Source organism: Kitasatospora sp. NPDC093102 (assembly GCF_040683915.1).
In the GTDB taxonomy this organism is placed as follows: Bacteria; Actinomycetota; Actinomycetes; order Streptomycetales; family Streptomycetaceae; genus Kitasatospora.
On record NZ_JBFBFA010000022.1, the window covers coordinates 39,123 to 61,443 of the forward strand.

The window sequence follows — 22,321 nt, forward strand, 5'->3', positions numbered from 1 at the left end:
GCCTCGTCGATCGGCGGCTTCACGAAGTCGATTCCGAGGGGGCGCCGCCGGTCACCGCACCAGGGTCGGTGTGCGCACGATCGGTGCGCTGATTCCGCTGACGCATTCCACGCCGTGGCGATGGCGGCGAAGGCCCGGGGCGGGGTGGCGAGCGTGAGCCCGGCGGTCGCCGCAACGGCGGCGACCAGGGCTCCAAGTAGCGTGCGCAGCATGATGTACGTTCTCCAGAGTTGCCTGCCAGGCACCGTCCGGCCGCCCGAGTCAGGAAGATCAGGAATGACTCTGGCTGCTGCGAATAAACAAGTGATGAACAGAGGACTCGGCCCCGGCGTTCACCCGTTTTCGGCTCACCGGGTGGACGAACTACGGCGCCCCGAAAGCCGAACCGGAGCCGGCTGTCGTTCGTCCTCGCAGGATCCTGCGGCGCGAAGGACCGACCGTCGCTTCTCACGTTCCGTGCAGCACCCGGAGAAGGAAGCCTTGCCGGGCTGCGCCGGTACCCGCATGCCGGAGCGGCCCCCGTTCGAACGGCACGCCTCCGGTACCGCCTACGCCGTGGTCGGGCCTGCCGGCGCTCCGGCGGGCCCGACCACGGCGGCGCAGGGGGAGTCCCGCACCCGCCCGGGCGAGGTGCCGGGCGAGTGCGGGCAGGGGCGCCGATCAGCAGAAGTTGAAGTTCCAGTCGCCCACGGCGGCGAGACGCTGGTCCGCGCAGGACGACGGCGTGCTCGGCTCCGCGGGCCGCTCGCCGTCCAGCAGGCGCTCCGCCGCCTCGATCGCGGCGAAGGTCTCATCGTCAAGCATGGTCTGTGACAACGCAGTTCTCCTCTCGGGGAAGTGGACCGTTGGGCTGTCGCCGACTGCGGGTGCGCCAGGGTCCGGGACTGGCAGTGACGCTACGGTGGCGCGGGCCGGGAGGTTGTACGTCAGTGCACGGATAATGTCCCAGGAGGGAAGCAGAACTGATGGCGCGTCAGTGATCTGGCTTCGCCGAGGCACCTCGCCCCGGCTCCTTCGGCATGCCGGCGCCCTGGCCGACGGCCGCCCGGCCGCCGTGCGGGCGATCGTCACCCCACGGACGGCGGGCGCGTACCCGAAGAGGCCGACAAGGCGGGTCGGCCCATAGTGCGCTGGAGCGGGGCGTGAGGCCGCGGCGGGACCGCGAACCGGCTCCGCGATCGGAGTGGGCCGCCGCCCGCACGTGAGCGCCACGAGCGTTTACGGCGGGCCGGCCGAGTCGAGGCCGGCCGGGGCATGGTGGCCGGTCACCCCCACCGACATCACCCTCACCGCCCAGGACCCGACCCGGACGCCTCGTCCTGAACAACTCCCGGGACCACTCTGCTCCGGGTTCCACTTCCTGTCTCGATCGGTCCCGGCACGGCGAACTCGGCCGGGACCGGGCGCGTTACGTCGCCGCGCCCCGGGTCCGGGGCCCGCGAAGGGCGTGACAAACCGGTGACACGGAACGTCCGGTTCCGTCGAACGTTCGCACTACCTTCGATCGTGCACGCCGCGCCACCGCCGCCCGGTCCCCGCACGCGAGGGAACGGGCAACGTGCGCCCTCACCGCACTTCGCTCGGGAGAACCCGCATGCCCCTCATGACGAACCGCCGCGCCACCACCGTCCGCACGCTGGCCGGCACCGTCCTGACCACCGCTCTGCTGGTGTCCGCCGCAACCGCCTGCAGCTCCACGCCCACCGCGCAGAGCACCGCCGCACCGGCCACCACGCCCGCCGTGCAGGGTGCCACCACCCCGGCCGCCCCGCCCACGACGACGGCCGCCACCGCACCCGCCACCGCACCCGCCACCGCGCCCGCCACCGCGCCCGCCACGAGCCGCACCACCGCACCGGCCGCCAAGCCCACCGCGCAGAGCACCGCCGCACCGGCCACCACGGGCAAGGACAAGTCGCCGGTCCGCACTCAGCCCCTGGTGGACGGCAGCACGGCCGAGATCCACGACCTCGGCAACCAGCACTACCTCGCCAGGATCGTCCACGACGGTCAGGTCCTGGCCACGCTGGAGACCGGCGAGAGCGACGCCGGACTCGACGCCAACGACATGTTCGTCACGCTGACGCTCGACGGCCAGGTCCACTCCTGGATGGGCGGCGGGCACCAGGGCCCCGGTACCTTCAAGCTCGCGGGCGGCTGGACGGCCAAGGTCACGAAGGTCGGCGAACTCCACTACCGCGCGCAGATCCTCGGCAACGAGAACGCGGTGGAAGGCACGCTGGAGGCGAACCAGCACGACGACGGCGGCGTCGCCAACGGCGTGTACATGGTGCTCACCGCCGGCGGTGAGATCAGCGCCCACCAGTGAGATTCCACCCGTGAGCGCCTCCCCGGCCGCTCCCCGGTCCTTCGGCGCGCCGGCCGACAACGGAAGGTCACCGCACGCATAGCCGAACAGAACGGGCTGCGAGCACCGATTTCCACCACAGTTGGTGCCGTGCGCCTGACATCCGCCTTGCGGTCGGCTTCCAGCGCCGTCCGTACGGACGCGGTCAGACGCATTCCGATCTCCGCGGTCCGGAAGGAATCCAGCACATGAGTGCGACGCAGGGCTCGACACCAGGCATGGGAGAGGGCGAACTGGGCGCCGTGGGCGCGGCCGGGAACGGCCAGGTGGTGCAGCCGCCGGTGCTGGGAGGGCCCGAGCAGTCCGACTACTACCTGCTCGGGGAGCTCCTCACCGGGGAGCAGCAGCAACTGAGGCGTCGGGTCCGGGAGTTCATGGACCGGGAGGTCGCTCCGGTCATCAACCCGTACTGGGAGCGCGCCGAGTTCCCGCACATGCTGGTGCCCAAGCTGGCCGAGCTGGGGATCGCGGGCTTCCAGATTCCCGGCTACGGCTGTCCGGGGATGAACAACGTGACGGCCGGGATCGTGATCATGGAGCTGGCTCGCGGCGACCTGAGCATGTCCACGTTCATGGGCGTCCACTCGGCCCTGGCCATGACCTCGATCGCGATGCTGGGCTCGGAGGAGCAGAAGCAGCGGTTCCTTCCCGCGATGGCGCGGCTGGAGAAGATCGGTGCCTTCGGCCTGACCGAGCCCGCGCACGGCACCGACGTGGTCAAGCTCCAGACGGAAGCCCGCCGGGACGGCGACTCCTACGTGCTCAACGGGTACAAGCGGTGGATCGGCAACGCCACCTTCGCCGACTACGTGATCATCTGGGCCCGCGGCGAGGACGGGCACGTCGGCGGCTACGTCGTCGAGAAGGGCACGCCCGGGTTCGACGCGCAGGCGATCACCGGCAAGACGGCCCTGCGCTGCGTGCAGAACGCGCAGATCTCCCTGAAGGACGTCCGGGTGCCGGCCGCGAACAGGCTGGAGAACGCCCACACCTTCCGGGACACCGAGAAGGTCCTGCTCGCCTCGCGGTACTGCGTCGCCTGGGAGTCGGTGGGTGCGGCCATCGCGGGCTACGAGACCGCCCTGGCGTACGCCAAGGAACGCAAGCAGTTCGGGATGCCGCTGGCCTCCTTCCAGCTCGTCCAGTACCGGCTGGCGCGGATGCTGGCGGACATCACCGACATGGTGTGCATGAACGTCCGGCTCGCCCAGCTGATGGACGAGGGCAAGTACTCGATGCCGCGGGTCGCGCTGGCCAAGATGCACTTCACCGAACGCGCGAGGGCCATCCTCTCCGACGCCCGCGACCTGCTCGGCGGCAACGGGATCGTCCTCGACTACCACGTGGCCCGGCACCTGTGCGACATCGAGGCCATCGACACCTACGAGGGCACCGACACCGTGCAGGCGCTGATCGTCGGCCGCGACATCACCGGATACAACGCCTTCGCACCCGCGCCGCCGGCGCCGGCCCACCACTGACCCAGCGCCCGCGCGCCGACGCCCCGGCCGGTCGGGGCGGTCCCTGGCACTCCTGCCCCCGGCACTCCTGCCCCCGGCACCGCGCGGCCCCTGCCGAGAAGAAGGACCTGTCATGGCGGACACGCCCCTGCTGGAGGGACTGCACGTCGTCGACGTCGCCAGTTTCATCGCCGGTCCCGCCGCGGCCACGATGCTCGGCGACTACGGCGCCGACGTCGTCAAGGTGGAACCACCCCGAACCGGCGACGCCTACCGCGCGTTCAGCCGCATGCCTCCCAACCCCCACGTCGACGGGGTCAACTACCCCTGGCAGCTGGACAACCGCAACAAACGCGGCATCGCCCTCGACCTCAAGTCACCCGGCGCCAAGCCCGTGCTGGAACGCCTGGTGAAGTGGGCCGACGTGCTGGTGACCAACTTCCCGACGCATACCCGCACCAAGCTGGGCCTGGACTACGACGACCTCGCCCCCCTCAATCCGCGGCTGGTCTACGCCGATGTCACCGGCTTCGGCGAGGAAGGCCCGGAGGCGCACCTGCCCGGGTTCGACGCGACCGCGTACTGGGCACGCAGCGGCCTGATGGACTACACCCGTCAGCGCGGCGACGCACCCGGGATGCCGGCGTTCGGCTCCGGCGACCACCCGACGGCGGTCACCCTGTACGCCGGGATCATGACCGCCCTGTACCGGCGGGAGAGGACCGGCCGGGGGGCGCGCGTCTCGGCGTCGCTGATCGCCGAGGGCGCGTGGGCGGCGGGCGTCTGGCTGCAGGCCGCACTCCTCGGGGGCGAGGCCCCCCGCCCGGCCGACCGGACCGACCCGCCGAACGCGCTCGCCAGCGCCTACCGCACGGCGGACGACCGCTGGCTGCTGCTGGCCTTCGTCAACGAGGACAAGCAGGTCCCGCTGTTCCTCCACGCCATCGGCCACCCCGAGGCCGCGCAGAACCCGGACTACGCCGACACCCCGAGCCGGCGCGCCCACGCGGCCGAGATCGCCGCACTGCTCGACAGGACCTTCGCCACCCGGACGCTCGCCGAATGGCGCGAGCTGCTCGACGCCTCCGGCCTCACCTACGGAGTCGCCCAGACGATCGACGAGTTCGCCCGCGATCCCCAGCTGACCGCCAACCGGATCGTCGTCCCCGTCGAGGACGGCAGCGCCGAGCCGCACCTGACGATCGACAGCCCCGTACGGCTGGACCAGGAACGGAAGGTCCCGCCGCGCCCCGCCCCCGACCTGGGCGAACACACCGACGCGGTGCTGCGTGACCTCGGCTACGACGCCGCCGCGATCGCGGAGCTGCGCGCGGCGGAGGTGGTCGGCTGAGGACGGGCCCGCCGAGGACGACGCAGGGAAGAGAGAGAAGGGAACCGGCATCATGACCGAAGCCACGGACACCCCGGCGGTGCGCACCGAGGAACGCGACGGCGTCTTCGTGATCACCATCGACCGGCCGCAGGCCCGCAATGCCGTCGACGGAGCCACCGCGCGTGCGCTGGCCGCCGCCGTCGACGAACTCGAGGCACGTGACGACCTGTTGGCCGGCGTCCTCACCGGAGCGAACGGTGTCTTCAGCGCGGGCATGGATCTCAAGGCCTTCGCGCGAGGAGACACACCCGTCATCGAAGGGCGGGGCTTCGGGGGCATCACCCACATCGAGATCAGGACCCCGCTCATCGCCGCCGTCGAGGGCTACGCACTGGGCGGCGGCACCGAGATGGCCCTCGCCTGCGACATGATCGTGGCCGCCCGGAACGCCACCTTCGGCCAGACCGAGGTCCACTACGGCATCGTGCCCGCCGAAGGGGGCATGGTGCGCCTGCCCGAGCGCATCCCCCGCAACATCGCCCTGGAGCTGCTGCTCACCGGTGATCCGCTGCCCGCCGAACGCGCCGAGCGGCTCGGCCTCGTCAACCACCTCACCGAGCCGGGCCAGGCCCTCACCCGGGCCCTGGAGCTCGCCCACCACGTCGCGCAGAACGCCCCGCTCGCCGTCACGGCCGTCAAACGCGTCATCAATGAGCGCACGGCCTTCCGCGACACGGACGCCCTGCGCGACCAGGACCGGTTCGTCACCCCCGTACTCGCCTCCCACGACGCGCAGGAAGGAGCCCGCGCCTTCGCCGAGAAGCGCCCACCGCACTGGCAGGGCCGCTGACCCGCGCCCCGGCCCTGGCCCCGGCCCCGACACGAGAGGACGTGGTCACATGCGTTCCCAGGATGTGACGCAACGGCTCACCACCCCCCTGGACGCTCCGGCCTACCCCGAGGGCCCGTACCGCTTCACCGACCGCGAGTACCTCACCATCACCTACCGCACCGACCCGCAGGTGCTGGAACGCCTCGTCCCGCAGCCCCTGCGGGTCGCCGACCCGACGGTGCGCTTCGAGGTCATGCGGATGCCCGACACCACGGGGCTGGGCGACTACGCGGAGTCCGGCCAGGTGCTCTCGGTGGAGTACGAGGGTGAGCGCGGCGAGTACGTCCTCGCGATGTACGTGGACAGCCTGCCGGCCATCGCCAGCGGCCGGGAGGTGAGCGCCTACCCCAAGAAGCTCGGTGCGCCGCGGCTGATGGTCGACTCCGACACCCTGATCGGCACCCTCGACTACGGATCACTGCGGGTCGCCACCGCCACCATGGGGTACAAGCACGTTCCGCTCGACGAGGACCGGGCGCGCGAGGAGATCTGCGCCCCCACCTTCATGGTGAAGAAGCTCCCCGGATACACCGGCGAGCCGCGCATCTGCGAACTGGTCCGGTTCCGGATCGAGGACATCACCGTCAAGGGGGCCTGGACCGGCCCCGCCCGGCTTCAGCTCTCCCCGCACGCCCTGGCACCCATGGCGGACCTCCCGGTCCTGGAGGTCCTCTCCGCGAGCCACATCCTGACCGACCTCACCCTGCCGTCCCCCGAGGTCGTCCACGACTACCTGGCCCGGTGAAACTCCCCTATGGAGTCAGACAATTGAGGAACAATCATGAACGAAACCTCCACTGTCCCCAGCTCCGCTCCGGGGCCCTGGCAGAACGTCACGGTCGTCGGGGCGGGCGTCATCGGTGCCTCGTGGACCGCTCTGTTCCTCGCCAAGGGGCTGGCCGTCACCATCAGTGACCCGGCCCCCGACGTGGCGAAGCAGGTGCGCGCCCAGCTGGACGAGGCCGTCCCCGTCCTGCGCGAACTCGGCCTGCCCACCGACGGTTTGGACCGCAAGCTGCGCTTCGAGGTCAATCTCGAACAGGCGGTCGCGAACGCGGACGTCGTCCAGGAGAACGGCCCCGAACGCCTGGACGTCAAACGGGACCTGTTCAGCCGCATCGAGAAGGCCGCTCCCGCCGGCGCACTGCTGGCCAGCTCCACGTCCGGCATCCGCGTCACCGACATCGCCGAGGCGCTGGAGCACCCCGGACGGCTCGTCATCGGCCATCCCTTCAACCCCCCGCACCTCGTCCCGCTGGTGGAGGTCGTCGGGGGCGAGCAGACCGATCCGGAGACCGTGCGGCGCGCCGTCGACTTCTACACGGCGCTCGGCAAGAAGCCGCTCGTGCTGCGCAAGGAGGTACCCGGCTTCGTCGCCAACCGGCTGCAGTCCGCGCTCTTCCGTGAGGCGATCAACCTCGTCGTCGAGGGCGTGGTGACCGAGCAGGAGCTCGACGACATCGTCACCTCCTCGATCGGCCTGCGGTGGGCGGTCGCCGGCCCGTTCCGCAGCTTCCACCTCGGCGGCGGCCCCGGGGGCCTGCCTGCCTTCTTCCAGCATCTCGGCCCCGCCCTGGAGGCCAAGTGGCGTGACCTCGGAACTCCCCAACTCGATGATGAGACAGTGAAGTTGCTGTCCGAGCAGGCCCACTTCGGCGCGAGCTTCGAGGAGCTGCAGACCGAACGGGACAAGGCGCAGATCAAGGTCATGCGCGCCCTCGGCGAATGAGTCGGTGTCGTCGCGCAGGCGGCCGAGGTTGTCGTGAGCAGTCAACCTGCTGAGATGCCCATCCGGCGGCGCGGGGGATACGCTGAAGGAGCCCTGCGTAAAGCCAACACACGTCGGGTGGGCATCATGACTGAGATATCACGCAGGAATACCACGAGCAACGACAATGCGCGCCGTCGGGTCGCGAGGTCCCTGGTGGCCGCTGCGGTCGCCGCGGGACTCGGCGCGCTCGGCGCCGGGGGCCCAGTGGCCGCACAATCGCACGGTGCGGCCGCGTCCGCGGTGTCGCAGACGGTCCTGACAGCCGTGCCCAAGGCCCCGGCCGCCGGATCACAGCAAGTCACCATAGCGAACTACGCCTTCTCGCCCAGCACACTCACGGTCAGCACGGGCACCACTGTCACCTGGACCAACAGCGACACCGACTCGCACACGGTGACCAGCAGCGGTTCCGGCCCGCTCGGCTCCGGCCTGCTGAGCCAAGGCGCCTCGTACAGCTACACCTTCACCACGCCCGGGACGTACGCGTACATCTGCTCGATCCACCCCTACATGCACGGCACGGTCGTGGTGCAGTAGATCGTGGCGAAGGCTTCGAGGTCTACAAGGACCTCGAACCCGGGAAGTCGGTCGAGGGCTCGCACTGGGAGGACAAGGCCAAGGCGTACGCCGAGATCGGAGCTCCCCGCGCCCGCGCGGGCGGCAGCTCACGCTGAGAGGCAGCTGCTGCTGAGAGGTGGCCGAGGCGCGTGGAAACGCCACATGCCGCAGCTACTGATCCGCTCTACTTCCACTTCCTGCCCCCCGGTTGTCCACGAGCATATGTTGCCCAAGGCTGCAAGTGGCGCGGGAATTCTTGTGGAACCCGCTGGCGGAATACTCCTGGACGAACCCCCCTCCGTATCCGCGCGACGGCGTTGAAGCCGATATTCGGAATGCTGTCCAGAGCAACGAACGCGTGATCGTCGAAGCAGAAGCCGAAGTCGGGCGAACGGGATTCCGCGCGGTGTGAGGTCGATGGGAACCGTGCTCCGCTCGGCCGTTCCCGGGGCAGCCGTCATTGCCCGTCGGACCGTCGGCGCAGTCGCCCTCCTCGCCGCCCGGCAACCGGCGCCACCTGGTGGTGCAGCCACCGCGGGACCTTGCCGTCGTTCGTTTGCCGGGGCGGCCGGGCGTCGGGTGAAGCGGGCACTCGCCCGCCTGAGATCGTACAGGAATCAACACTTCCGGATATCCTCGATTACCTGTCAGGTGTCGGCCCGGCCCTTGATGTGACCTTTGGCACAGCTTGATGCGGCGTCGTGGTTTCCTTGACGGGATTCTTATGGCCGAATCGATCCATGATGGCCTGATGTGACATGATCATTCGTCAAACGTTCGTACTGAGTGGCACTGTGGGCGTGGTCGTACCCGACCCTTCTGCACCAGGTGTACTGATCGTGTACACGATGACGAATGGCTGAACTGTGCGCATGACCCGTTCGGATCGCAACGACGCGACCACGCGGCCCCGTCTCTTAGGCGAAAAACTCACCCTTGAGGAGTTCTCCAGGCTCGCCGGCCAGGTAGGCGGCTATCCCTATGTAAAGATCGTGCTCGACCGCGACGAGTCGCTGCTCCACTTCATCGACAGTGCCGACGGCACCCTCCACGTCCGATACATCGCGTGCGAGATCCTCGGCATGTCGATCGACGAACTCGCTCGGGGGCTCGACTCGTTCAACGACTACATCTACCGGGATCCCGACCGTCGCTTCTATCTCGGCACGCTCGCCCGCCACACCCGCCGCGCCGCGGAGAGCGGCCGCGAGGCCGACACCTTCCTGTCCCTGGAAACGGTCGACGTCGACACCATGTCCCGGGACATGCTGCGCTTCTTCTACCACCGGGTGCGCGAGCACATCGACCCGTCGCTGCGGCTGGTCCTCAAACCGGCCGGCCACCGGCAGGAGGGCTACCTCGCCGGCATCCCGGAGAGCGAGATACCGCGCGTCCTGTCCCATGAGCTCTATTCCGCGGCCTCGTTCGTGCCGCTGAACCCCGGGACGGCCCACGGACGGCTGCGGGTGTTCCGCTCGGAGGAGGAGTACCGAGCCGACCCCGAGCCGTTGGAGTGGCACGACATCGTGGTGATGCCCCGGGTGCCCGAGGACATCCCCCGGGTGTCCGGCATCATTCACACCGAGCACACCACGCCGCTCTCCCACATCAACGTGATGGCCGCCGGATGGCGGATCCCCAACGCCGTCGGCATCGGAGCCGCGGACCGGATCGACCGTGCCGGGCTGGCCGGCCAGTGGGTGGACTACCGGGTCGAAGCAGACGGCGGGGACTTCCTCCTCGAAGCCGCTCGGCCGGGCGGCCACGGGGGAGTCCGGCCGACCCCGCCGGCCGATCGCATCGCGGTGGACCGGCCCGACCTCGCGCCCACGCCGGTCACCCCGCTGTCCGAACTGCGCGCGGGGGACCACGTCCGGTTCGGCACCAAGGCCGCGAACCTCGGTGAACTCACCAACCTGCTGCAGCACGGCTCAGCCCGTTGGCTCGGTTTCTACCAGGTGCCCCGGCCGCCCCGGGACAACCTGCTGCGCTACCTGGCCCGGCGACTCGGCCTCCCGGAGGACGCGGACGAGGCCGAGCTGAACGCCGCCGCGCAGCTCCTGGTGAAGGAGAACGCCCAGGTGCCGCGCGGGATCGTGCTGCCGTTCTCCCTCCAGCAGCGCTTGCTCGACTCGTCGGCGGAGCTCCGAGGCGCCGTCGACCGGCTGGACTCCGCTCTCCGGAAGGGGACTTCGCACCGTGGAGAGGCTTCGCTCCGGGAGGGGACGCCGCGGATCGAGGAACTCTGCCTCGAAGTGCAGCGGCTGATCCGCAGCGCCCCGCTGCCCGACCCGATCCGCACCGAGATCGACCGGGCGATCGACCGGCACCTGTACGGTGCCTCCGTCCAGGTCGTCCGCAGTTCCTCCAACGCAGAGGACCTGCCCGGCTTCTCCGCCGCCGGACTCTACGAATCGGTGGCGCACGTCAGCGGCACGGGCGCGGTCCTCGATGCGGTCCGGGAGGTCTGGGCCTCGCTGTTCTCGCCACGGGCGGTGCTGCTGCGGCGCCAGGCGGGCATCCCCCTGGACCACTGCCGGATGGGCGTGATCGTCCAGGAGCAGGTCGGAGCCACCGTCGGCGGCGTCCTGGTCACCTGCAACCCGCTGAGCCCGCAGGACTTCCGCAACGTCTACCTCAACATCTCGCCGCGCTCGGTGACCGACGTGGTCTCCGGCCGGGGCGCGCCGCTCCAGTACCTGTGCAACACCATGGAGGGCGGAAGCAGGACGGTCTCGCTGGGCACCGCCGCCGACCTGGACGCCGGGACCAAGGATCTCTTGCGGCGGCTGGCACTGGTCAGCAGACTGTTGCAGTCGCACTTCTCACCTGACGAGACGTACGGAACCCCGATCGACATCGAGTGGGCGATCGAGGGCGACCGGATCAGCCTGCTGCAGCTGCGCCCCTTCCACACCGCCGGCTGACGCGGCCCGAGCGCCGCACGGGCCGACGCGTCACGAGCCGAGCGCGTCACGAGCCGAGCGCGTCACGAGCCGTCACGTGTTGAGCGCGTCACGAGCCGACGCGAGGTGGCTCGCGCGATCCTGCGATCCTGCCGTCCCGCGAGCCGCGGACGAGTGAACTTCCCTCAGGAGAAAGTACGTTGAAAAAGATTCTGTACGTCTACGTCAAGGGCGGAGCCCCGCTGGAGTACGCGTTCCCGCGCATCGCCGCCTGCGGGGATCTGCACGTCCTCGCGCTGGCGCCGTTGCCCACGACCGCGGAGGAGGTGTGGCGGCCCAGCTGTACCGGCATCGAGCTGGTGCCCGACGCACCGCGCGGCGACGAACTGGTCGAGCTGATCGTGGAGCATGCGAAGGCCATCGGGGCCGACGCGGTGCTGACCCTCTCGGAGTTCGCGGTCCTGGCCGTCGCGCACGCCGCGGCCCGTCTCGGCCTGGCCGGCGCGGGGGCGGGGATCGTCCGTGCCAGGGACAAGCGACTGATGCGGGAGGCGTGGGCCGCCGCCGGGGTGCCGATACCCGGGTTCCGCCGGGTCGACAGCCTCGCGGACCTCGGCGCCGCGCTGGCCGAGTTCACCCCGCCGCTGCTGCTCAAGCCGGCCTGGGGCGCCGGGTCGGTCGCCCAGATCGTGCTGGACTCGCCCGTGGACGCCGCCCCGGCGTGGGCCGAGATCGAGCGCGGACTCCAGGCCGGCAGCCGGGTCGGCATGAACGAGCTCTACGCCGCGGACACCGACCGGGACCGCCTGGTCGAGGAGATCGCCCAGGGCTCCACCGAGGGATGGTACGAGGAGCCCGGGTACGGCGACTACGTGAGCGTGGAGGGGATCGTCGCGGACGGCGTCTACCGCCCGCTGGCGATGACCGCCAAGCTGCCGACCGTGCCGTCCTTCGTCGAGGTGGCCAGCACCTCGCCCTCCGTCATGGCGGTGCCGTTGCAGCGCCGGATCGAGGAGGTCTCGCGACAGGCCGTCGACGCGCTCGGGCTGGAGAACTGCGGCACCCACACCGAGCTGAAGCTGATGAAGGACGGCGAGCTGGTGGTCATCGAGACCGCGGCCAGGTTCGGCGGCCTCCTGACGACCAGGCAGGTCCACGAGGTCTTCGGGTTCGACCCGATCGGCATGCTGGTCCGGCAGCTGCTCGGCGAGCGGGTCGACTACCCCGAGGCCATGCTCACCGACGGGGTCAGGGCCGCCGCGTCGTTGGCCGTCGTCCCGGCCGACGCGGCGGGACTGCCCTGGCGGAGCGGCCCGGTCTGGAACCCGCAGGCCGTGGACTGGCAGAGCCTGCTGTCCCAGGGCAGCACCATCGAGGCCGTACCCGCCTTCGCCCTGCCGGCGGGCCGGACGGTCCCCGCCTTCGACCCGTCCGCGGGGTCACGCAACTGGCTCGGGGTCTACCTGCTGAGCGCCGTCGACGCCGCCACCCTGCACCGCGACTGCAACGCCGTGCTGAACGGCATGGAAGCCGCCCTGCACCGGGCCGCCTCCTGACCCCCGCCCCCGATCTCTCCATCCCGACGACCGAGGTTCCTTCATGCGTGTACTGTTCGCCGGCGCACCCGGCATCGGCCACCTCTTCCCGCTGGTCCCGCTGGCCAGGGCGATGCGCGGGCTCGGCCACGAGGTCGCGGTGGCCTCGATGGACGGTGGCGAACCGGTCGCCGGGTGCGGGCTGCCGTACCTGCCCATCGCGCCGGGGGTCGACTGGCGCAAGGAGATCAGGGAGGCCGGCCGCACCCGGCGGCCCGACCTGATGCGACGGGTGATCGAGAGCAACTCGGCCGATCGCGAGGCGTTCGTCCCGCTGGCCGCCCATGTCAACAGCCGGGTGGCCGACGCGATGGTCGAGCTCGCGATGCGGTGGCGGCCGGACCTGGTGGTGTATGAGTACCAGTTCCCGGTGGCCCTGCTCGCGGCGGCCCGCCTGGGCGTGCCCGCGGTCCAGCACGACCTGGGATTCGTCCGCACCCCGAAGCTGCGCGCGCTGATGCTCGCGGAGATGGCGGACACCTTCGCCCGGCACGGAGTCGACCGGCTGCCCGAGCCGGCGGACACCATCGACCTCGCGCCACCGAGCATGGCCGGGGAGGAGCGGTACGGCTGCTCGATGCGGCCCGTCGCGTACAACGGCGAAGGCGAGGTCCCCGGTCACCTGGCCGTGCCGGCCCATCGCCCGCGCGTGGCGGTGACCTTGGGCACGGTTCCGCCCAAGACCGACGGCCTGACCAGGATCGAGCGAGTGATCGCGGCGGCCGCCGAGGTCGACGCGGAGTTCGTGCTGGCGACCGGCGAACTCGACCTCGGCACGCTCGCCACGTTGCCGGACAACGTCCGTGCGTACGGTTGGGTCCCGTGGCGGGCGCTGCTGGAGACCTGCGCGGCCGCGATCCACCACGGGGGCAGCAGCACCGCGCTCAGCGCACTGGACGCGGGCATCCCGCAGCTCGTGCTGCCCGACGGGTCCGACCGCTTCATCACCGCGGACGCGGTGCGGGAGCGGGGAGCCGGGCTCCGCGCGGGCGCCGAGGACATCGGCCCGGCGTTGCTCGACCGGTTGCTCACCGACGACGCGCTGACCCGGGCCGCGCGAGAGGTCAGCGCCGAGATCGCGGCGATGCCGACGCCGACGGCAGTGGCGCAGCGCCTCACCGTCATCGCCGGCACCGCCGGCTGAGGTAGCCCGACCGCTCGCCGGGACACGGCAGCCTCGCACCTCGTCGCCCCGGAGGGGACCGCCGGGCAGCGCTCGCCCGCGCGGGAGGGACCGGGGCGGGGCGGCGCGATGAGGGATCGGTACCCGCCCCGGCGGAGCCGGTGTCGTACGACGCCCTCAGGCAGGGATGGCCGGCGGGGGAGACCTGGGCGGTCGACACCGTCCATGAGAGCTGCGCGGGGCCGTCCTGCTCGCCCGTGCGGCGGTCGGGGCACCGCCCCGCGGGACGGAGAGGGCGGCATGAACCGGCGCGGCACCCGACCCGACGGAAGCGGCCGGGCCGGGCGGTTGATGCGGCTCGCCGTCGTGCTGCTCGCCCTTGCCATGGCTTTCGGCGGCGCCGCGCTGTGGCAGTACCGGAACGGCGAGGCGGCCGCGCAGCCGGCCCTCAGTGCCGCGATGGGCGGCCTCGACGTCACCGCCGGCGAGGCCCGGTGGGCCGCGACGGACGCCCACACGATGGACGGCCCGCAGGGCGGCGGCTACCAGATGCCGGCCCAGGTGATGCCGGGGGCGCCGGAGGACGGCACCATGCGCCTGGGCATCGCGCTGACCATCGCCGACCGCGGTGACGAGGCCCGACTGCTCGACCTCGACCGGGAGTTCACGCACCGCGGCCGCCGACCGCGACCCGGTGAAGCAGCCCGGCCCTCCCCCGCCGAGGGCGTCGCGGCTCCGGCGGCGAAGCCGGCGCGAACGAGACCCTTGAGGCCGCCGGCGTGTCTCGCCCAGGAGACCGACCGTCCCCGGACGAGGCCGAGCAAGGCGTCTGCGCAAGACGCCGCCGTCGAACCACTGGAATCCCACCAACGTCGGCAAGATCCTCCGCTCCCCGGCGACGATGGGCCTGAAGCTGACCGGCCGCCCCGTCAAGGCCCGCAAGATCGCCCGTGACGCGCGCTCCGGCGGTACCCGCCCGCCGTCGTCAGTGCAGCAGCACCCGCAGGCTGAGCAGTCCCCGGTGCCTTGGGTTCTCCTGCCACTGCGCGGCCGCGGCCGGTTCGGCCAGGCGCAGGGCCGGGAAGCGGCGCAGCAGTTCGCTGAACGCGACCTCGGCCTGTAGTCGGCCCAGCTGTGCGCCGAGGCAATGGTGGATGCCGTGGCCGAACGCGAGGTGTCGGGTGGCGTCCGGGCGGGTGATGTCGAAGCGGTCGGGGTCGGCGAAGACGGCCGGGTCGCGGTTGGCGGCGAGCAACGCGATCTGGACGAACTCGCCAGCCGGGATCGTGGTGCCCGCGATGGTCACCGGCTCGGTCGTGCGGCGTAGCGAGGCGACGCTGAACGGGCTCTCGTAGCGCAGGACTTCCTCGATCGCGCCGGGAAGTAGCTCCGGATTCGCACGCAGCGCCGCGAGTTGCTCGGTGTGGCCGAGCAGCGCGTGGATGCCGTTCGCGATCAGGTTGACGGTGCTCTGGTGGCCGGCGATCGCGAGCAGGAACGCCATCGAGGTGATCTCGGCCTCGGTCAGCCGGTCGCCGTCCGCCTGGGCGGCGAGCAGTTCGGAGATCAGGTCGTCGCCCGGATGGGTGCGCTTGTGGTCGACCAGGGCGCGCAGGTAGTCCGCCATGCCTTCGGCAGTCTCCACCGAGACCTCGCCGTCCGCCCTGCCGCCGTCCTCCGGGCCGGCATCGACTGTGTTGCCCCGGACTTGGAGGTTCTCCCGTTCGGCCTGCGGCACGCCGAACAGCTCGAAGACCACCGCGAGTGGCAGCGGCAGCGCGAACTCGCTGATCAGCTCGGCCGAGTCGAGCCCGTCCAACTGGTCCAGCAGTGCGCCGACGTGGCGCTCGACCATCGGTCGTAGGGTCGCCACCTGCCGCCCGGTGTAAGCCTGTTGGACTAGCTTGCGAAGTCGGGTGTGCTCCGGGGGGTCGGAGTTGAGCATATGCGTCATCAGGTCGCGGCCCGGGCCGTCCTCGGAGTTCCCGACGTGTTGGGCGAACGCCTCGGTGACGGCCTTCTTGCTCAGCCGGGGGTCGGCGAGGGCGGTCCGGCACTCGGCGTGGCCCGTGACGACCCAGCCTTCGAGTCCGGCCGCGCCGCCGAACCGGACCTTGCGGGCGCCGCCCTCGGTGCGCCAGCGGCGGTACGCGGCGTGCGGGTCGGCGTAGAACTGGCCGTCGGCGAACTCCGAGTCGGTAGCGCCGTGTTCGGTACCCCCGTGTTCGGTACCCCCGTGTTCGGTACCCCCGTGTTCGGTGTGCATGTGATCAGTGTGCATCGCGTGCCTTCAGGACGCGGACCTCGCTGACGCCGAGCAGACCGAGCAGTGGCACCTTGGCGGTCCGCTGCTCGGGGTCGACGACCAGGCCGGCTGCCCGGATCTGGTCCAGCAGCAGTTCGGCGAGCGGCATCACCATGTGCCGGCCCCAGCAGCGTTCGGAGGAGTGCCCGAACGGCAGGTAGCCGGGAGTGCTGTCCGGGTCGAGGTGGTCCCAGCGCTCCGGGCGGAACTCGTCCGGGTCCTCCCACAGCGCCGGGTCGCGATGTGAGAGCAGCGGCAGGACGAGGATGTCGTCGCCCGCGCCGATCCGCGGATCGAGCGCGGGGTACTCGGGCGATGCGCGGCGCAGGATGTTCCACGACGGCGGCAGCAGGCGCAGTGACTCGAAGATGATGTTCCGGTTCGGCGTGCTGTCGTCGAACGGCGAGCCGAGCCAGAGCGCGTTCGCGACCAGGGTGGAGATGGTGAAGCAGACGGGTGCGGCGGCTCGGCGGTACATGCCCAGCGCGTACCGTCGGTCCTGGTAGTTGGCCGCCTTCGCGGTGAGCTTGCCGAGTTCGGTGAGGTCGTCGCCGGGCTTGGGCCCACCGGGCAGTGCGGCGCCGGCCGAGATCACCAACCAGGTGAGCAGTGGCGTCAGTTCGAGATTGCGGCTCATCAGGATCCGCAGCCGGCGCGGGTCCCGACCGAGGATGAGGTCGCGCAGGAAGAGGTGTCCGGTGAGCGGCCACGGACCGGACAGGTCGATGTTCTGCGGCAGCGGGGCCTTCAGCGCCTCGCGCACGTCGCTGCCGATCGTCCGGGTCACCGAGGACGCCTCGGTGCGGGTGATCGAACGTCCGTGCAGCGGTTTGAATGTGGGCCGTTCGATCTCGGTGGCGCGCCGGGCGGCGAGGATCCGGTCGGTGAGCTCGGGCCCGGCGACCCCGATCGTGTCGGGTTCGAGCCGGACGGCGTCCTTGCCTAGATGGTCCCTGAGCAGGGCCTCAAGTCGGGGGGAGAGCACAGTGTTTCGCGAACGGGCGGAGGCGGGGGAGAGTGCCATGTGATGTCTCCGAGACTTTGCCGGGGCCGGTCTCCGCCCCCGCCCCGGGCCCGATCTCTCGGAGGAGGCCGCGAGGGGGCAGGGGCGGGGACGGATCAGCTGTTCAGGTACCGGAGGTACCGATCAGCCGGCTTAGTACCAGATGTACCAAGCGCTGGCCTTCAGGCTCTTCTTGGCGAAGGACGCGTTACGGATGGCGAACAGGATCTTCATCTTTGGGTCTCCCTTTCGTTGCCAGGTGACTGAGTGAACGTAGGGCCATTTTGCAGATGCCCTACAGACGTATCCACGCAGCCGGGTCCCCATCAGGTTCACCTCTGGGGGCGACTCTTGTCGAGCGACTTGGGGATATGGGGAGTTTTTTGGCGTATTTCCTGATTCTTCTCCTGCGGCGGTGTGACCGCTGGGCTGGGCCGGTGGTGTCGGGTGCCGGGGGCGGGGCAAGTGGAGGATGATGCGGGCGGATTCGGCGACTTGGCGCACGCTTTCGAAGAAGTCGGGAGTGCCGGCTTGGGCCTGGGCTGGGGGTCGTTGCAGGTCGGGGTAGCCTCGGAGGTCTACTGCTCAGCTGGAGCTGTGCGCAGGTCAGTTATCGCCGAAGTCGAACTCGGCGGTGACAGGTGCGTGGTCGGACCGGCGCTCGGCTGGGTGGCGGCGCGTTCGACGTAGGCCTGAATAGCAGTGTTTGCCAGGTTCTTAGTGCATACGATGAGGTCGATTCTCCAACGGAACGACGCGTTTCCGGAAAGAGGTTCACCCGCACGGCGACGGCCCGGAGCACACCCTTGCGCCTGCCGCGCGCGACACCGGGCAGCGGCCGTATGGAGGTCAGCAGCGCAGGCGTGATGACGCCCGCCGCCGAACTGCTCCTCGACGAAGTCTGCCGTGGGCGTTGGGGCGTGGCGGCGGTGGGGGTCAGTCGGTGATGAGTTCGGCGGGGCGGTGGGGGGTGGTGGGGGTGCCGGCCACTTCGTGGAGGAGGGAGAGCAGGAGTTCCTCGTAGGTGGAGAGGGGGCGGGCGAGGGTCCAGTTGGCGGTGACGGTGCGGGGGGCCGGGCCGGGGCGGGCGTGGAGTTCGGCGAGGACGCCGTGGATGAGCTCGAAGCGGACGGAGCATCGAGGGACCAGGCTGACGCCGAGGCCGATGCGGACGGCTTCCCGGATGCTCTCCGTTCCCCACAGGTCGAGGGTGCGCGCGCCGACGAGGTCCCAGGTGTGCAGGAGCTCCAGCAGCTGTCGTCGGGTCTGGGAGCCCGGTTCGAGGAGGAGGAAGGACTCGGAGGACAGCTCAGCCGGCGTGACCTCCTGCCCGGCCGACGGATGGTCGGGCGCGCAGATCAGCACCATGTCGTCGCTGGCGAGTTGCTCGGACTCGTACCGACCCGGGGGCAGCGGGCCGTCGGCCACGCCGACGCCGATCCGGCCCTGTTCGAGCGCGCCGGCCAGGCACTCGGGGCTGTTGACGGCCACGGTGAACAGCCCGTCGGGTTCGCGGCGCCGCAGCTCCCGCATCACCGCCGGCAGCAGGTAGGCGCCGACCGTGGTCGTGCTGCCGACCACCAGGCGCTCGATCGGCCAGCGCGCGGCTGCCTGGACGGCGCCGACGGCGTGATTGGCCAGTGCCAGCATCTCCTTGGTCTGGGCGAGCAGGACCCGTCCGGCCGGGGTGGGACGGATCTTCGGGCCCGAGCGGTCGACCAGGACGGTTCGTAGGGACGTCTCCAGGTTCTGCACCTGCTTGGAGACCGAGGACTGGCTCAGGAACAGCACCTGGGCCGCCGCGGAGAACCCACCACATTCGATGACCTTCGCGAAGATCGCCAGCTGGTTCAGGTTGAGTCGCATCACGGCCCCGATCGCGTGGATGTGGTGCAGGGCATTCGGGCCTGAGGGCCGTGGGACAGGCTTCCGCAGTTCCTGTCACCCCCTGGTGGGAGCCACAGCCTGCAAGCAACCCGGAGAATACCTGTTCGGTCGGCACAATTGCGGCGCGGACCGGCGTTCGTCGATTCGGGGGCTCAACTCGACTCTCCGAGCTCCGACGGTGATCCCTCCTGATCGGAGCGAAGCGTCCTTCGATCACGGCGATGTGATAGTGCGTCAGCTTGGTCCATGAGGGGGTGCCGACGTCGGCCGGTGCGGCTGCGGGTGGTTCGTGGCGGCCGACATCACGTCAAGTACGCCTTTCTGTATGACCGTCGGGCAATCGTTGGTGCGAGCACTTGCGGTCCTTTGGGGCGCTGCTTCCGGTGGCGGGTGAGGAGTGTGGGGTGTCGCGCGGAAGATAACGGATTGGTGACGCGGCGGGACGAAACCTCCGGCGGCCCATCTCTATACGTGTCCGGCCCGGTTGGGGCCGACGGTTCCGAGAGAGAGGGGTGTCACCATGCGGAAAGCGTGCTCCGGCGGCAGGTCGCCGGTGCCGACTCCGTACGAACTCTTCGTGCTGGGAAGGGTCGCGGGCGGAGCGGCGGCCACCGGGTCGCGGTGCGTCGGGCCGCGTCCCGCCCCGGCCATCCGGGTCGGCGCGCTCCCGGGGGGCTCCGACGGCGGAAGCCTCGGCGTCGCGGGAAGGGGGCCGCGGTGAGCGATCTCGCCCTACCGGGGGCCGTCGGCCGCCGAGAACCCGCGCAACGCCGGCCCGCTACTGTTCCAGGACCCGCTGCTGGCGGGTCACCTCTCGGCCAAGTGGCACGGACACCACCCGGACCGGTTCCCGTGGGTTCCGCGCGGCCCTGATCCTCCGGGTGTGATGGAGGAGGAGCCCCATGTCATCTTTGAGGAAGAAGCGCCGACCGGGAACGGCCGCGGCCGCCTACGGCCTCCCCCTGGTGAGCCGCCTTCCGAGGTCGTTCGCCACCCTCCTGATCATCGTCGCGATGATCCTCACCGCGGCGGCCCTGGTGTACCCGGTGGCGAAGTCGGCCGGTGCCTATCGCAGCGCCCCGGTGAGCGATGACCAAGGGGTGGTGCAGACGCCGACCGGGCCGCTCACCGCCCTCGACCGTGACTTCGTCAGGCGGGTGCGGCTGGCCGGACTGTGGGAGATCCCCGCAGGCCGGATGGCCCTCGCGAAGGGCACCAGCCCCGAGGTCAAGGTGGCCGGCCAGCACCTGGTCCAAGGTCACACCGACCTCGACAAGGCGGTGTTGACCGCCGCCCAGACCCTGAACCTGGACGTGCCCAGCCAGCCCTCGGCACAGCAGCAGGGCTGGCTCGAGCAGTTGGATGCCGCGCAGGGCGGGGAGTTCGACGAACTCTTCGCGAACATCCTGCGCAGCGCCCACGGGCAGGTGTTCGCGGTCGTGGCCCAGGTGCGCGCCGGCACCCGGAACTCCACGGTCCGGGATCTGGCGAACACGGCCAACGGCACGGTGCTCGACCACATGAACGTCCTGGAGGACACCCGACTCGTGAAGTTCGACAAGCTCACCGCGCTGCCGACCGGTTCGGCCGCTCCGTCCGCGAGCAGCCCGTCGGCACTCGCCGGATCGACCCGCTAGACGACGACCCAGATGACGGCTGTCCGCGGCCTGCTCGGCAGGCCTGATTCCGCCTGAGGAGTGCGAAGAACATGAAGTCTCATAAACGTGGCACGTCGAAGAGAAGGGCCGGTGCCCTGCTGTTGGCGGGAATCCTGGGTACCAGCGCTGCAGGGACGGTCGCGGCGGTGGCCTTCGCCGGTCAGCGTCCCTTGAGTGAGCGGTCGGCGTCCCCACAGGTCGGTACCGTTGCCTGCGCCGACGCCGGGGTGGCCCTGAACGAGGTGCCGGAAGCGTCCCAGGACGCGGTGGACAAGAACCTCGCCGAGCTCGACGTCCAGGTGGCGGACGCGTACAACCGGCTGTCCGCGCCCCGGTCGGGCGACAACGAGGACCGCGTCCTGGGCGACCTCGCCAACAAGCGCGCGGAGACCCTGAAGAAGCTGTCGGGCAGCGCAGGCCCGGACTCCGGTCTGCCCCAGGACCTCTCGGGGATGGCGAAGTGCGTGGTCAGGCACGACCTGGTGGTCGAGGACTCGGCCACGGGGTACAGCGTCGACGGTGAGGGCGGGGTCGTCGCTCAGACCAAGGAGGCCGCGCAGGCGAAGTCCCTCCCCAAACGCGGGTTCGTCGACATCCGCAGCGTCTCCCCGAACGTCCCGACGCCCGTGGGGAAGGGGCCGGCCACCGGCTCCTTCACCTCCCGGTGCGGGCGCAACGAGAACCGCCACCTCAACCCCGACAACGTGATCGTCGCCCCCGGCGTGAGCAACGGGGCGCACCACATGCACGACTACGTGGGGAACCTGGCCACGGACGCGTTCTCCTCCAACGCCAAGCTCGCCGCCTCGGGCACCACATGCTCGAACGGGGACCAGTCGGCGTACTACTGGCCCGTCCTGCGGGTCTTCGACGGCACCAACGAGAAGGACGCCAAGGCTCCCGGCGGCGGCAAGGACCGGAACGTGGGACGGATCCTCACCCCGGCCGAGGCGGACATCACGTACACCTCCAGCACCGGGAACCCCGTCCAGCCGATGACCCGGTTCCTGCGCATCATCACCGGCGACGCCAAGGCCTTCACCAATGGGCCGGCGAACGTCCGGGCGTCGTGGAGCTGCACCGGCTTCGAGAACCGCCAGGTTGTCGACAAGTACCCGATCTGCCCGCAGGGGAGCAGGGTCGTCCGGACGCTGAAGTTCCCGGACTGCTGGGACGGCAAGAACATCGACAGCGCCAACCACCGGACCCACACGGCATTCTCCAACGCTTCGGGCGCGTGCCCGAAGAACTTCAAGGCGATCCCCCAGCTGGTCGAGCGCGTCGCCTACGACGTGCCGGTCGGAGTCCGGTACGCCGTCGACAGCTTCCCCGAGCAGCTGCACAACCCGATCACCGATCACGGTGACTTCATCAACAACATGAACAAGGGCCTGCTGGACCAGATGGTCGGTTGCATCAACCAGGGGCGTCGCTGCGGGTGACCCACCTCTTCCGGGCCGGC

At 70.5% G+C, this 22,321-nt stretch carries 18 protein-coding genes and 1 pseudogene; 14 read left to right on the forward strand and 5 right to left on the reverse strand.

Going from position 1 to position 22,321, the window contains the following annotated elements; all coding sequences use genetic code 11:
- Window positions 1-660: 660 nt before the first annotated feature.
- Window positions 661-816 carry a hypothetical protein gene (locus AB0O11_RS24925; protein ID WP_363391041.1) on the reverse strand — a complete coding sequence of 52 codons (156 nt, stop codon included), beginning with the start codon at window positions 814-816 and terminating at the stop codon, window positions 661-663.
- A 778-nt stretch (window positions 817-1,594) separates the two neighbouring features.
- On the opposite strand from AB0O11_RS24925, the gene AB0O11_RS24930 reads away from it, so the two are divergent.
- The 12 genes and pseudogenes from AB0O11_RS24930 (at window position 1,595) to AB0O11_RS24985 (ending at window position 14,960) form a co-directional block, all read left to right on the forward strand.
- Window positions 1,595-2,329 (forward strand): hypothetical protein, encoded by a 735-nt coding sequence (locus AB0O11_RS24930; protein ID WP_363391044.1) that lies wholly within the window; start codon window positions 1,595-1,597, stop codon window positions 2,327-2,329.
- Between the two features lie 227 nt (window positions 2,330-2,556).
- Window positions 2,557-3,849, forward strand: coding sequence for an acyl-CoA dehydrogenase family protein (locus AB0O11_RS24935; RefSeq protein ID WP_363391046.1), 1,293 nt, complete (start codon window positions 2,557-2,559; stop codon window positions 3,847-3,849).
- 112 nt (window positions 3,850-3,961) lie between these two features.
- The gene (locus AB0O11_RS24940) at window positions 3,962-5,179 is read left to right on the forward strand and encodes a CoA transferase (RefSeq protein WP_363391049.1); all 1,218 of its coding nucleotides are present in this window, start codon (window positions 3,962-3,964) and stop codon (window positions 5,177-5,179) included.
- Window positions 5,180-5,231: 52 nt separating this feature from the next.
- Window positions 5,232-6,011, forward strand: a complete 780-nt coding sequence (locus AB0O11_RS24945; protein ID WP_363391052.1) for a crotonase/enoyl-CoA hydratase family protein — start codon at window positions 5,232-5,234, stop codon at window positions 6,009-6,011.
- Between the two features lie 49 nt (window positions 6,012-6,060).
- Window positions 6,061-6,798: an acetoacetate decarboxylase gene (locus AB0O11_RS24950; protein WP_363391055.1), complete on the forward strand. Its 738-nt coding sequence runs from the start codon at window positions 6,061-6,063 to the stop codon at window positions 6,796-6,798.
- 36 nt (window positions 6,799-6,834) lie between these two features.
- Entirely contained in the window at window positions 6,835-7,782 is a 948-nt protein-coding gene (locus AB0O11_RS24955) for a 3-hydroxyacyl-CoA dehydrogenase NAD-binding domain-containing protein (protein ID WP_363391058.1), read from the forward strand.
- A gap of 306 nt (window positions 7,783-8,088) precedes the next feature.
- The gene (locus AB0O11_RS24960) at window positions 8,089-8,361 is read left to right on the forward strand and encodes a plastocyanin/azurin family copper-binding protein (protein ID WP_363391061.1); all 273 of its coding nucleotides are present in this window, start codon (window positions 8,089-8,091) and stop codon (window positions 8,359-8,361) included.
- Between the two features lie 14 nt (window positions 8,362-8,375).
- Window positions 8,376-8,498 (forward strand): annotated as a pseudogene (locus AB0O11_RS24965) (inorganic pyrophosphatase); the annotation flags it as partial.
- 756 nt (window positions 8,499-9,254) lie between these two features.
- Entirely contained in the window at window positions 9,255-11,309 is a 2,055-nt protein-coding gene (locus tag AB0O11_RS24970) for a PEP/pyruvate-binding domain-containing protein (RefSeq protein ID WP_363391064.1), read from the forward strand.
- A 179-nt stretch (window positions 11,310-11,488) separates the two neighbouring features.
- Window positions 11,489-12,844: an ATP-grasp domain-containing protein gene (locus AB0O11_RS24975; protein ID WP_363391067.1), complete on the forward strand. Its 1,356-nt coding sequence runs from the start codon at window positions 11,489-11,491 to the stop codon at window positions 12,842-12,844.
- A 43-nt stretch (window positions 12,845-12,887) separates the two neighbouring features.
- The gene (locus tag AB0O11_RS24980; protein WP_363391070.1) at window positions 12,888-14,027 is read left to right on the forward strand and encodes a nucleotide disphospho-sugar-binding domain-containing protein; all 1,140 of its coding nucleotides are present in this window, start codon (window positions 12,888-12,890) and stop codon (window positions 14,025-14,027) included.
- Between the two features lie 279 nt (window positions 14,028-14,306).
- Window positions 14,307-14,960 carry a hypothetical protein gene (locus tag AB0O11_RS24985; protein ID WP_363391073.1) on the forward strand — a complete coding sequence of 218 codons (654 nt, stop codon included), beginning with the start codon at window positions 14,307-14,309 and terminating at the stop codon, window positions 14,958-14,960.
- Window positions 14,961-14,991: 31 nt separating this feature from the next.
- Here AB0O11_RS24985 and AB0O11_RS24990 read toward each other — a convergent pair whose 3' ends face one another.
- From AB0O11_RS24990 to AB0O11_RS25005, 4 genes are all read right to left on the reverse strand, one after another.
- The gene (locus AB0O11_RS24990; protein WP_363391076.1) at window positions 14,992-16,272 is read right to left on the reverse strand and encodes a cytochrome P450; all 1,281 of its coding nucleotides are present in this window, start codon (window positions 16,270-16,272) and stop codon (window positions 14,992-14,994) included.
- A 4-nt stretch (window positions 16,273-16,276) separates the two neighbouring features.
- Window positions 16,277-17,335, reverse strand: a complete 1,059-nt coding sequence (locus AB0O11_RS24995; RefSeq protein ID WP_363391079.1) for a cytochrome P450 — start codon at window positions 17,333-17,335, stop codon at window positions 16,277-16,279.
- 132 nt (window positions 17,336-17,467) lie between these two features.
- Window positions 17,468-17,641 (reverse strand): tryptorubin family RiPP precursor, encoded by a 174-nt coding sequence (locus tag AB0O11_RS25000; protein WP_363391082.1) that lies wholly within the window; start codon window positions 17,639-17,641, stop codon window positions 17,468-17,470.
- A 609-nt stretch (window positions 17,642-18,250) separates the two neighbouring features.
- Complete coding sequence (locus AB0O11_RS25005; RefSeq protein WP_363391085.1) at window positions 18,251-19,180, reverse strand: LysR family transcriptional regulator; 930 nt, start codon at window positions 19,178-19,180, stop codon at window positions 18,251-18,253.
- Window positions 19,181-20,103: 923 nt separating this feature from the next.
- Here AB0O11_RS25005 and AB0O11_RS25010 point away from each other — a divergent pair.
- A complete protein-coding gene (locus tag AB0O11_RS25010; RefSeq protein WP_363391088.1) occupies window positions 20,104-20,838 on the forward strand; it encodes a DUF4142 domain-containing protein in 735 nt (244 codons plus the stop codon).
- 263 nt (window positions 20,839-21,101) lie between these two features.
- Entirely contained in the window at window positions 21,102-22,301 is a 1,200-nt protein-coding gene (locus tag AB0O11_RS25015; protein WP_363391091.1) for a DUF1996 domain-containing protein, read from the forward strand.
- The last annotated feature ends 20 nt before the right edge of the window (window positions 22,302-22,321 follow it).

Bases quoted from the DNA above. Each gene is read 5' to 3' on its own strand.
- AB0O11_RS25010 (WP_363391088.1), top strand. From the start codon at position 20,104: ATGTCATCTTTGAGGAAGAAGCGCCGACCGGGAACGGCCGCGGCCGCC.
- AB0O11_RS24990 (WP_363391076.1), bottom strand. From the start codon at position 16,272: ATGCACACCGAACACGGGGGTACCGAACACGGGGGTACCGAACACGGG.
- AB0O11_RS25005 (WP_363391085.1), bottom strand. From the start codon at position 19,180: ATGCGACTCAACCTGAACCAGCTGGCGATCTTCGCGAAGGTCATCGAA.
- AB0O11_RS24930 (WP_363391044.1), top strand. From the start codon at position 1,595: ATGCCCCTCATGACGAACCGCCGCGCCACCACCGTCCGCACGCTGGCC.
- AB0O11_RS25000 (WP_363391082.1), bottom strand. From the start codon at position 17,641: ATGGGGACCCGGCTGCGTGGATACGTCTGTAGGGCATCTGCAAAATGG.
- AB0O11_RS24945 (WP_363391052.1), top strand. From the start codon at position 5,232: ATGACCGAAGCCACGGACACCCCGGCGGTGCGCACCGAGGAACGCGAC.
- AB0O11_RS24980 (WP_363391070.1), top strand. From the start codon at position 12,888: ATGCGTGTACTGTTCGCCGGCGCACCCGGCATCGGCCACCTCTTCCCG.
- AB0O11_RS24985 (WP_363391073.1), top strand. From the start codon at position 14,307: ATGAACCGGCGCGGCACCCGACCCGACGGAAGCGGCCGGGCCGGGCGG.
- AB0O11_RS24955 (WP_363391058.1), top strand. From the start codon at position 6,835: ATGAACGAAACCTCCACTGTCCCCAGCTCCGCTCCGGGGCCCTGGCAG.
- AB0O11_RS24970 (WP_363391064.1), top strand. From the start codon at position 9,255: ATGACCCGTTCGGATCGCAACGACGCGACCACGCGGCCCCGTCTCTTA.
- AB0O11_RS24940 (WP_363391049.1), top strand. From the start codon at position 3,962: ATGGCGGACACGCCCCTGCTGGAGGGACTGCACGTCGTCGACGTCGCC.
- AB0O11_RS24950 (WP_363391055.1), top strand. From the start codon at position 6,061: ATGCGTTCCCAGGATGTGACGCAACGGCTCACCACCCCCCTGGACGCT.
- AB0O11_RS24995 (WP_363391079.1), bottom strand. From the start codon at position 17,335: ATGGCACTCTCCCCCGCCTCCGCCCGTTCGCGAAACACTGTGCTCTCC.
- AB0O11_RS24935 (WP_363391046.1), top strand. From the start codon at position 2,557: ATGAGTGCGACGCAGGGCTCGACACCAGGCATGGGAGAGGGCGAACTG.